The 10,252-nt window shown below is 44.5% G+C and carries 11 protein-coding genes; 4 read left to right on the forward strand and 7 right to left on the reverse strand.

What is annotated here, in order from left to right; translation table 11 throughout:
* Nucleotides 1-83 precede the first annotated feature (83 nt).
* Complete coding sequence (locus Q0241_RS17895; protein ID WP_299380217.1) at nt 84-1,505, reverse strand: deoxyribodipyrimidine photo-lyase; 1,422 nt, start codon at nt 1,503-1,505, stop codon at nt 84-86.
* Between the two features lie 250 nt (nt 1,506-1,755).
* Here Q0241_RS17895 and Q0241_RS17900 point away from each other — a divergent pair, with 250 nt between their 5' ends.
* Nucleotides 1,756-2,307, forward strand: a complete 552-nt coding sequence (locus Q0241_RS17900; RefSeq protein WP_299380220.1) for a pyridoxamine 5'-phosphate oxidase family protein — start codon at nt 1,756-1,758, stop codon at nt 2,305-2,307.
* 15 nt (nt 2,308-2,322) lie between these two features.
* Here Q0241_RS17900 and Q0241_RS17905 read toward each other — a convergent pair whose 3' ends face one another.
* Nucleotides 2,323-3,033 (reverse strand): SDR family NAD(P)-dependent oxidoreductase, encoded by a 711-nt coding sequence (locus Q0241_RS17905; RefSeq protein WP_299380223.1) that lies wholly within the window; start codon nt 3,031-3,033, stop codon nt 2,323-2,325.
* A 35-nt stretch (nt 3,034-3,068) separates the two neighbouring features.
* Entirely contained in the window at nt 3,069-3,860 is a 792-nt protein-coding gene (locus Q0241_RS17910; RefSeq protein ID WP_299380226.1) for a fumarylacetoacetate hydrolase family protein, read from the reverse strand.
* A gap of 582 nt (nt 3,861-4,442) precedes the next feature.
* Between Q0241_RS17910 and Q0241_RS17915 the strand changes: the two genes are divergently transcribed.
* Together Q0241_RS17915 and Q0241_RS17920 are read left to right on the forward strand one after the other, a co-directional pair.
* Nucleotides 4,443-4,907: a MerC family mercury resistance protein gene (locus Q0241_RS17915; RefSeq protein ID WP_299380231.1), complete on the forward strand. Its 465-nt coding sequence runs from the start codon at nt 4,443-4,445 to the stop codon at nt 4,905-4,907.
* A gap of 80 nt (nt 4,908-4,987) precedes the next feature.
* Nucleotides 4,988-6,274 (forward strand): threonine/serine exporter family protein, encoded by a 1,287-nt coding sequence (locus Q0241_RS17920; RefSeq protein WP_299380234.1) that lies wholly within the window; start codon nt 4,988-4,990, stop codon nt 6,272-6,274.
* 91 nt (nt 6,275-6,365) lie between these two features.
* Here the strand turns inward: Q0241_RS17920 and Q0241_RS17925 are convergent, their stop codons facing one another.
* The 4 genes from Q0241_RS17925 to Q0241_RS17940 all read right to left on the reverse strand — a co-directional run bounded on the left by Q0241_RS17925 (nt 6,366) and on the right by Q0241_RS17940 (nt 9,403).
* Entirely contained in the window at nt 6,366-7,283 is a 918-nt protein-coding gene (locus Q0241_RS17925; RefSeq protein ID WP_299380237.1) for a manganese-dependent inorganic pyrophosphatase, read from the reverse strand.
* A gap of 271 nt (nt 7,284-7,554) precedes the next feature.
* Complete coding sequence (locus Q0241_RS17930; RefSeq protein WP_299380240.1) at nt 7,555-8,421, reverse strand: transporter substrate-binding domain-containing protein; 867 nt, start codon at nt 8,419-8,421, stop codon at nt 7,555-7,557.
* 195 nt (nt 8,422-8,616) lie between these two features.
* Complete coding sequence (locus Q0241_RS17935; protein ID WP_299380243.1) at nt 8,617-8,865, reverse strand: helix-turn-helix transcriptional regulator; 249 nt, start codon at nt 8,863-8,865, stop codon at nt 8,617-8,619.
* A gap of 4 nt (nt 8,866-8,869) precedes the next feature.
* Nucleotides 8,870-9,403 (reverse strand): hypothetical protein, encoded by a 534-nt coding sequence (locus tag Q0241_RS17940; RefSeq protein WP_299380245.1) that lies wholly within the window; start codon nt 9,401-9,403, stop codon nt 8,870-8,872.
* 317 nt (nt 9,404-9,720) lie between these two features.
* Between Q0241_RS17940 and Q0241_RS17945 the strand changes: the two genes are divergently transcribed.
* Nucleotides 9,721-10,233, forward strand: a complete 513-nt coding sequence (locus tag Q0241_RS17945) for a tetratricopeptide repeat protein (protein ID WP_299380248.1) — start codon at nt 9,721-9,723, stop codon at nt 10,231-10,233.
* Nucleotides 10,234-10,252 lie beyond the last annotated feature (19 nt).

The following is a 10,252-nucleotide window of genomic DNA, read 5'->3' on the forward strand; positions in this document are numbered from 1 at the left end:
CTAGGGCTTTAAAAAGGATGAAGAAGTGCACAACATTTTCATTTATCGACAAAATCACCCCCAACCCCTTGCCTAATTCCCAGTCAAATTCCCTTACTCAACTCCTTGTATGTTAGCAGTGCTTTTTCCCTTGATGATTTAAGACTGGTAATAACGTTCGGATAATCCCGACCCAGCTTAAACCCGACGGCATCAAGTGCTTCTTCGGGGGCTTCCCAAGGGGCGAAAATATAACGTACTGGCAGCTTGGCAAGTTCGGGAATATACGTACATATATAATCCGCATCCCCATCAAACCGTTTACTTTGTGTGACCGGATTAAAAATTCGAAAATAAGGGGCAGCATCTGCACCTGACCCCGCCACCCATTGCCAACTGGCACTATTGCTGGCGAGATCGGCATCAACCAAGGTATCCCAAAACCACCTTGCCCCTTCGCGCCAGTGAACGCCTAGGTTCTTGGTCAAAAAGGACGCGACAATCATTCTTACCCGATTGTGCATGTAACCAGTTTGCCATAACTCACGCATGCCAGCATCGACAATGGGAACCCCGGTCATTCCCCGTTGCCAGGCCTTCAGATCAGTATCAGATCCAAACCATTCAAAGCCATCAAACTTAGGCTGAAAATTCTGATCCGGAAGCTTTGGAAAATGATACAGCAAGTAGTAAGAGAACTCACGCCAAGCGAGCTCGGAATAAAAATGATCCCTATTTTCCCCAGCGCTTTGTTCCAAAATCACGTTCAGAACATAATTTGGCGAAACCTCCCCAAAGTGCAAATGGGGCGACAATCTGGAAACACTTCTTTCTGATGGAAAGTCCCGCCCCTTTTTATATCTACTCAAGCCGTTCGAGATAAATTCATCCAACGCAAGGTGTGCAGCCTTTTCCCCCATAGACCAATAAGAGCACATCTGTTCTACCCAGCTTTTCTGTTTGGGTAGCAAAGGCAACTCTGCCAAATTTAACGATCCATCATCCTTTATGGCGTCTATTCCTTCGGGAACAGGAACAGGTTTAGCGGGCAATGTTCCCGCACGACAGGCTCGAAAATAGGGCGTAAAAACTTTATAGGGCGACCCGTCTTTCTTTAAGACTTCCCAAGGCTCCCACAAAAGAGACCCATTAAAGCTTTTAACCTCGACACTAATATCCGTTAGAGTTTCTTTAATGCTCATATCGCGCTTTATGCGCCAGGGTTCATAACACCTGTTCCAATAAACGCTGTTTGCTCCGAACCGCTTCACCAGTTCTGGCAACACCTCTTCTGCTTTCCCATGGTAAAGAGAGAGCTTGCCATCGAGCGACTGGTCCAGTTTTTGTAATGAGCTATTCAACCAGACACGACTGGCGGCCCCCATTGCCCAGTCCCCGGCACTGTCATCGTCTAAAATATAAACGGGATAAAATCGCCCTGATTTGACCGCCGCACACAAAGCAGGATTATCTTCCAGCCTAAGGTCCTGACGAAACCACAAAATAGAGATATTTTCAGACGACATTATTTAAAACCTGAACATTAATTATAAATTAAACTCGACTATACCCGAAACAATCCCTCATGTGGGAACCAGGCCCCCTATATAAGCACTGCATAATATCCACCACAACATCGCAAGTATTACCACACGTCATTTTAGGTGTATTAATTATAGTTACACCCAAGTACTTACATTTAAGTTGCTAAAGCCACTTACTACGTTCACTATATGTTCCAAGCTGTTCAACGCAAGCTCGTTTATGGGATATGATATGGCTAAAATGCACACCCTTTCAAAAAAGCATAAAGAGTTCATCCTGCAACAACCTCTTTTCTTTGTCGCAACCGCGGGGAAAGACAGTCGCGTTAATGTCTCCCCCAAGGGCCTGGATAGTCTTCGAATTATAAATTCAAATCGCATTATCTGGCTTAATGTCAGCGGCAGCGGCAACGAAACAGCGGCGCATCTGCGTGATATCAATCGCATGACCCTGATGTTTTGTGCCTTCGAAGGCGATGCATTGATTTTACGCGTCTATGGTCAGGCCAAGATAATTCACCCCCGCGACGACCAATGGGACGAAGTACTTGCTCTTTTCCCCAAGGTTGCCGGCAGTCGCCAGATTTTTGACATGACCATTGATCTTGTGCAGACATCATGCGGAACTGGTGTCCCGGAAATGTCTTTTGTCAAAAGCCGTGCAGAAAAAGAACTACTCCCCTTTTACGAAGAAATGGGACCAGAGGGAGTGGAAAAGTATTGGGGGCGCAAAAACGTCAAAAGCATTGACGGTCACCCCACCGGCATTTTTGAAGGTGATTAAAGGAGGCTTATAAACTCAATAGGGAATAACCTGCCCATCCCACGCAAAGATTTGACCACTATCTGACGATGTTACGCCTTTAATAACTGACAGTAGTTTTTTTGCGGAATAGTCCGGCGTAAATAACTTGCCCTTTGGGACATTTGATTGAAAGGGCTTTGAAAGCTCACTATCAACCGTTCCCGGATGCAGACCAATAACCACCGCATTCTTGTGTGTTCGCTTCAGCTCAATACTCGCCGTTTTAAGAAACATATTCAGGGCTGATTTTGACATTCGATAGGCATACCAGCCCCCTAAACGATTATCTTCGATGGACCCAACACGTGCAGATATCGCAGCAAAAACTGACCGTGACTTTTGATTTAATTTTGGCAAGAAATGTTTGGCAATCATCGCAGGCCCTATCGTATTCACGATATAAAGTTCCATCAGTTTTTCAGAAGTCAGCTCACGTAAGGATTTTTCCGGCTTACGATCCTTGTCATGAAGTGTGCCCGTCGCAACAATAAGAAGATCAATAGGCTGTTTAATCATGCGAGCGTGCTCTTCAAGCTGCGCTTCGTTCGAAAAATTCAATGAATAGTATGTCATTTGAGGTAAAGAATAGTCAGGCACACGCCTCGAAAATACATGTAGCTGTGCTGATGGATTTTCTTTTGAAAGTTGTTGGATCAAAGCTGCGCCAATAGCCCCTGAACCACCAAAAACAACAATGTTATCCATGTGAATTTCTTTCTTATCCATTACCTTAAAGCAAATCAAGGCCACTTGATCTTGTTACGCAATAACCCCACCCCTTCGATTTCAACAGAGATTTCATCACCAGAAACAACGGCAGATGTTCTTCCCGGTGTGCCCATAAAAATCAGATCACCGGGCTTAAGGGTGAAATAATTGCTGAGATAACTAACGACTTTTGCAGGTTTGTGGATCATATTGGCTGTTTTTTCCTGTTGAACGATTTCACCGTTCAATCTGGTTGTCAGCAAAAGATTATTCCAATCAAGCCCCGTAACAAGAACAGGGCCTACCGGACCAAAACCGTCACTTGCCTTTGATCGCATCCACTGAAGATCACGACCTTGCCACGATCTTTCAGTCAGATCATTTCCAGCAGTAATCCCAAAGATATACTCTTTGGCTTTTCCTTCTGAAATATTTTTAGCTTCTTTACCGATAACGACAACCAGCTCCCCTTCAAAATGAACATTCCTAGCATCATCAGGCACAAACACGTCCTGACCATGACCGATAAGAGAAGACGGCAATTTCAAAAACAGTGGTGGCGGCGCATCAGTAGAAGAAGACATATGGCTGGCAAAATTCATTCCCACAGCAAAAACCTTTTCAGGTTCTGACGGCGGCAATAACAAAACATCTTTTAAGGCCACCGTATCATTCGACAGTCCAGACAAAGGAAAGAGCCCTTTCTCTAACCGTGTGATCATCTGTCCAGTTAACACTCCGTAGTGTGCCTGCCCTTGAAATTCATATCTCACATAACGTTCTATCGGGCCATCGCCACTTTGGGCTATATGACTGCTTAACATTAGGCAGAGGCTTACCCAGACACATATCGCTGTTAATCGCATTGTGTTTTCACCCATCCAGTTGAAAGAAAACCGTCGTTTTCCTAACAATACTCCTCTTGTTGCGATCTGCAGAAAGCTTATTTCACAATGATGTTAACTTTCTCATTAATTCCCATCGTAACGTTATAATCATATTAATCCCATAGGCCCCAACCCTAGCCGACACCGGCCCCCTCCCAATTAGCGCGAACAAAGATCATAAAATAATGCTTATGAAACTTTCATAATCACCATAAACTCATTATTTATCATTGACTTAAAATCAAACGTTCTAATTTTCCAAAATATTTTAAGGTCATAGTTGAATAATGGGATTTACTTTTCTCTTATTCTAACTGTAATATCCCCGCCACAATATAAGAAGCCAGAAAACTACTGCGAAACATAACGCAACTAAAAACTTGTTTTCAAAGGCACATAATAAAAGCACCACCAAGAACAGTTTTTGACAAGCTCTTGAAATCATAACGATTTCCAGGGCTATTTGCCTATACATACTTTTTGATACTCAGATCAGATCAACCCGGGGGATAGGTTATCGTGAGCCCTGATAACAGCAGCGACCAACATACTGCTTTAACGAGCAAATCAATTAATGATGTTGCGCAACAGACACTCTCTCAACCTCCGGCATATACCCCGGCATATACAGGGCATAAACGTCCCCGAATAAACCTTATTGCTTCAACAGCGACGACCTGCTCCATTATTCTTTGTTACGGCACCTTGATGCTCATTAATCTTTTAGGGCAAATGGGTTTTGACATCACGGTCAACGAAACCCTTTGGGCTGGCGCCATTACTTTTGCTTCTTTATTAGCTATTCTTGGTTTACTTGCTAACCTTTATCGTCATAAACACGTCTTGCCATTGGTAATGGGTGGTCTTGGCTGTGGCCTTATAAATTATGTAATGCATTTTGATTACTACTTGGCCATAGAGCTACTGGGCTTTGCTTGTCTCTGTTGTGCGGCTATGTTGGATTGGCGGGCTTTAACAAAATAACCAAAAATGTTTAGCGCATCACAGAACTGATAAAATCTGTTATCCTGTGTGAATAATGATCGAACAGGCAAACGAAAACCGTGACCATAGAAATACCTTCTGTTCCCAAACCATACCAAGACAATACGATGACCAGACGCCGGGATGATGATCCCGCCTATAATGATGCCTGTCGTTTTATCATCAAGCTGGGCACAGCGGTTCATAGTTATGGTCCCTCTGCGGCGCGTCTTGAAGCTTACCTCAACGGCGTTACAGAAACTTTGGGGTATCAGGGGGTCTTCCGATCTACGCCTTCGGAAATAACCTTTGCCTTTTCTAAACCCGGTCAACTTTGGCAAAGAACACATATCGCTCCCGTGCCAGTGGGTGGATATAATATGGCCAAACTCGCCTACGTTGGCGATCTGGTCGAAAAACTGGTATCCGGAGAATATAACCTATCAGAAGCCTATGACAGGTTGGACGAAATCGAAAACATGTCCAATCCTTGGGGTGTTACGACCTATGCCCTAAGCTTTGTTCTCGTCGGGTTTGGCTTTGCCGGACTTGTTCAGGGCAATCTATGGGATGTCGCTTTTTCCGGTCTCCTCAGTCTAGCAGTTTATATCATCGTCGTGGTTGCCGACAAAACCGGGGGACGTTTTGCCGACGCCTTACCTTTTGTTTCCGCCTACTTCGCCGGGGTTAGTGCCGCCGCCATCAAGCTGTTTTTACCCGAACTCAACCACACAGTCGTCACCCTTTCTGCGATTGTTATCCTTATTCCCGGCTTTATGGTCTCGGCCGGCATCATTGAAATTGTCGAAAATCACGTTGTTGCGGGTTCAGCTCGGCTGATGGGTGGGCTGGTTTATCTAATTAAACAGTTCACAGGTGCATGGCTTGGTATTGCCACCATTGGGTTGCTTTGGTCTTCGGAAAACGGGGCCAGTGGTTCTCATTCCACGGGGACTGAAATATGGCTATATATTGCCGTGCTCTTTCTGGGATTGTGTTTTGCTTATCAAACCCTTCTCAGGGATTTTATCTGGGTTGTGATTAGCTGCGCCCTGTCCTTTGGCGCGGTCAACCTCAGCAGCACTTTGTTATCCGCGAACCTTGGTACTCTTTTCGGGGCACTTGCCGCAGGGCTTTTTGCCAATCTTTGGGCCAGAACAACCGGGCGACCAACCTCTATCGTACTCATCCCCTCGATCACTGTTTTGGTCAGTGGTTCAATCGGTTTTAGAGGCTTGGTTGTTGCAGCAGCCGGACAAACTGATCAGGGCATTGACCAATTCATTCAAATGTTCGTTGTTGCCCTGGCTATTGCTGCGGGCCTTTTGGTCGCCAACACGGTCCTGCGCCCCAAAGTAACGCTCTGACCTCAAGCCATAAGGCCATTTGCTTTAGCATACCCACAAAAAAGGGTGCCTAACCAGCACCCCTTTCTTGTTCAACAAACGGATTGAGCGTTTAGATCGTCAGATTTGGTATAATCTGTTTTTTACGCGATACAATGCCCGGCAACACAACACTGTCGCCTGAAACATTCACGCCAAAAGATTTTTCAGCAACCTGTTTCACCAAGTCATTCGCGATCAACAAAGTCGCTTCTTCTTTTAGAATATTCACGACAAAAAGAAGAACCTGATCAATCTCATCTTCGGTGGCAACCGCCCCCATAGAAGACATAAGACTGTCTTTACGGGCAAAAATCGTTTCAGGGCTCGTGGTTTCCAACACAGAAACGCGGAATTTGGTATCGCCAATTTCATACTTTTTACTATCAAGGCGAAGTAGTTCAGCATCCGAAAAATGTGAAACATCCGACTTTGCCGCGAACATTTCCCCAGCATAGGTCGGGATGTCCAGCCCGAGATCACTCGCAAGGTCAGCCGCAAGCTTCCGATCCACATCTGTGGTTGTCGGGCTTCTGAATTCCAATGTATCAGACAGAATACATGACAGCATCAACCCCTTAATGCCCTCTGGCGCTTTTGTAATATCTTCACCCATCATACCGATCATAATCGTTGCGGTAGATGCCAAGGGTTTAATGGTAATATTGATCGGTTGTTTTGTTTTAATGCCGCCAACCAACAGGTGATGGTCAATAATTTCAATAATATTGGCATCATTGACATTGGCCGGGAGTTCAGCCGGGTTGTTGGTATCGACGATAACCACGTCCTGACCTGCATCCAGATCACCCAATAGGGCCGGCACATCAAAGCCCCAGCGCTTAACAACGAACTGTGCCTCTGTATTCGGCGTTTCCAGAACAAAGGCTTGCGCCGCCTGCCCCTTGATTTCTTTAAGATACCAAGCCCAGATCAGGGCCGAGCATGTCGCATCTGTGTCAGGTGCCAAATGGCCAAAGATTTTGATCATGTTCAAACAGTCATCATTTTATTAGTAAAAGATCGGATTCACCTGCTGTTATAATAAAGCACAAAGCTTCTGTCACGGCCCTTTCAAGCCTGTGACAAAAGGGGCGAGACCAACAAAAGGAAGAATAGACAAAATGCCATAGACGCAAGGGAGATAAAACAGGAGATCAAAGACAACTATGCAATATGTAAAATGCTGATATAACTTGTTAATACTAAAAATATATAGTTAAGCTAGGATATAAATAAGTTAAGAACTCGCTCTTAAAGTACTAGCTCGGATCATCATTTTTAAAACTATTAAAGCCATACTCCGAAAGAATTTCATCGTATCGGCCACTTTCTTTCAGGATCTCAATCCCTCGATCAAAAGCCAGCGTCAGTTCGTGTTTCCTGAAAACAGCATATTTGTGCCCCGGTAAAAATACCTGATGAATGGCTATCGACTGTGACGTATCAAGCCCCTCACGAAAGCGGGCGTTTTTAACAAACCATGCCAAAATATTTTTATCTCCGATAACCAAATCAACATCCCCGGCATACAGTCGGGTAATCTGTTCCCGTTGTTTGGCAACTTCCTGATAGAACTCAAACGTCGTGATCAGCGGTGCAAACTCTTGCCCCAGAACCTTTGAAGCAGTTTGAAAAGCGACAACCCGCATTCCTTTCAGATCCGTAAGGCGGTTAACCCTCAGATTATTAGCGGCCAAAGATATCGCAACGTTTTGATAAGTGATATAGCTCTTGGAATAAAACCCATCCAATTCTTCCTGCGAAGAAACGGTTATGGCCCCGTCAGTCACCCCGTCAAGAAATTCAGCATTTCGGCGTTTGTTCGAGACATAGAACGGAATAATATTGTATCCCTCCAAGGCCATGGCTTCTCGAACGATATCTAGCTCGGCCCCACGGTTTTCACTTGCAATAACATAGGGCGGCACCGAAAACCCGACACTGATATGAACAACTTTTTTGCTTTTAGGGGAAATTGATGTTTGCGCCCAGAGTGCCGAGGAAGAAAGCCCCAGTAACCCTGCTGAAAACCCTATAACCAGAAATAGGCAAAGGAAAAATTTCAGAAATACTTTATCCCAAAGCCTTAATACTGAATTCTGTAATCGGCAATACCCCAAACACATGTATACCGCCTTCAATTCTTACAACAGTCCCGTAATATTCTAAAAACAGGCCTCGTAACAGATTTGACCTTTACACTAAACGATGAGGCGTAAATGAATACGTACCATAACAGAAAACAGCCACTTATGCGAGAAAATTAACACATAAACATACCATGAACTGTTGCTTCTAATTTAGTGTACAAGGATATACCATTACCCATAGTCCAGAATGTCACCGGGCTTACAGTCGAGAACCTCACAGATTTTTTGCAAGGTATTAAATCGTATCCCTTTGACCTTCCCAGACTTTAAAAGCGATAGATTTTGTACTGTGATGCCAACGGCTGCGGCCAGTTCATTTGACCGCATCTTTCGCCTCGCCAGCATCACATCCAAGGTCACGATTATTTCTTTTTGGGTTTCTATTTGCGAGCCATCCGTACTTTTGTGTTCATTATCCATCTTCTTACACAATCTTTTCATATTCTTCGGCAATTTCGCCTGCACGCATCATAACCGAGGCCATAAGCGATAAAAGAACACCAACCAACAACAGAACAAAAGCGATTGGGGCCGTCGCAGCATCCAGATCTAATGTAATCATCCGCTGCCCCACGGGATTATTGTAAGTTAACGCAATGCTCATCAACGCCTGAACCACGGGGATAAGAAGGGTGAAGACCACCAGTGACAATCCAAACCGCCTAAGCGATTGGCTGAAAGAAGGTAGATGCCATTCCCCCTTGTTAATTTGTTTAAAGATCCGCGCCACGGCCAACAAACCTACAGCCAATATCCCCAGATGAATTGTCGAAATAAGGCCGCCGAACAACCGATTGCTCATGGCAACATTGAATTCAGTCTCGACCATGCCCGAATAAGCACGCGCAGGAAACTCGACAAGATCCGGGCTCATCCACAGCGCGATATTTATTGCTAGAAATAGTATCGCCAGCACGCGGGACAAAGGTGCTAATAACTTTGTTAAAAATATCATCATAATCACATTCCATATTCATCTAATATGAAGATTAATTATCGTTTTACATTAATTATGTCAAACAAAACATGCACCAATTCGTTTACACCATACCGTTTTCGGCAAACCTTTACCCTGCATAACAACAATTTATCTCTTCTTCTCTCCCCCTTATCTTCAAGTCACATCCAAGGAGTAGGCTCAAAGAGTATCGTGCTGCGTCTCAAGAAGGCGTGGGAAAAGAGTATTTGATCTCAACCAAAGATAAAGGCAAGATCCCCTTACAAACGCCTAATCAAATTAGGAAACGACATAAAAGAACTACTGGGAGAGCCGACTTGGGCCGCTTATTTGCACGTTTTATATTATCGCTAGTGATGGTGCTAACATTGGTATTTCCTGTGTTTGCAGATAACTTGGAAGACGCAGAAACAGCGGTTAAACAACGCGATTACAATACGGCGTTTAGCCTGTACCTCCCCCTTGCGGAAGAGGGAAACCAAGAAGCTCAGTACGCTTTAGGACAAATGTATAGCAAAGGTCTGGGCACAGAGCAGAATGTTAAAACGGCGGCAAGCTGGTACGAAAAAGCAGCGGATCAGGGGCACTTGCTTTCCCAAGTTCAAGTCGGACGTATCTATTTCCTGATCACCAATGAATTGGTCAAAGCCCACAAATGGTTAAATGTGATTACCTTGCGAAAAATTGAAGGCGCAAAGAAACTACAGCTCTTTGCCAAACAGATGCGAAATGACATTGCCAAAGAAATGACCCCCGAAGAAATAGAACAAGCTGAAAAAGCAGCTAAGGACTGGATTGCCAATAACGAAGGTAATGCCGAAACGCAATAGCCCTTACATCTATTTAAAA

Origin of the sequence: uncultured Kiloniella sp. (genome assembly GCF_937128705.1) — a bacterium.
Lineage (GTDB): Bacteria > Pseudomonadota > Alphaproteobacteria > Kiloniellales > Kiloniellaceae > Kiloniella.

Bases quoted from the DNA above. Each gene is read 5' to 3' on its own strand.
- Q0241_RS17925 (WP_299380237.1), bottom strand. From the start codon at position 7,283: ATGATCAAAATCTTTGGCCATTTGGCACCTGACACAGATGCGACATGC.
- Q0241_RS17895 (WP_299380217.1), bottom strand. From the start codon at position 1,505: ATGTCGTCTGAAAATATCTCTATTTTGTGGTTTCGTCAGGACCTTAGG.
- Q0241_RS17940 (WP_299380245.1), bottom strand. From the start codon at position 9,403: ATGATGATATTTTTAACAAAGTTATTAGCACCTTTGTCCCGCGTGCTG.
- Q0241_RS17900 (WP_299380220.1), top strand. From the start codon at position 1,756: ATGGCTAAAATGCACACCCTTTCAAAAAAGCATAAAGAGTTCATCCTG.
- Q0241_RS17905 (WP_299380223.1), bottom strand. From the start codon at position 3,033: ATGGATAACATTGTTGTTTTTGGTGGTTCAGGGGCTATTGGCGCAGCT.
- Q0241_RS17935 (WP_299380243.1), bottom strand. From the start codon at position 8,865: ATGGATAATGAACACAAAAGTACGGATGGCTCGCAAATAGAAACCCAA.
- Q0241_RS17930 (WP_299380240.1), bottom strand. From the start codon at position 8,421: ATGTGTTTGGGGTATTGCCGATTACAGAATTCAGTATTAAGGCTTTGG.
- Q0241_RS17910 (WP_299380226.1), bottom strand. From the start codon at position 3,860: ATGTTAAGCAGTCATATAGCCCAAAGTGGCGATGGCCCGATAGAACGT.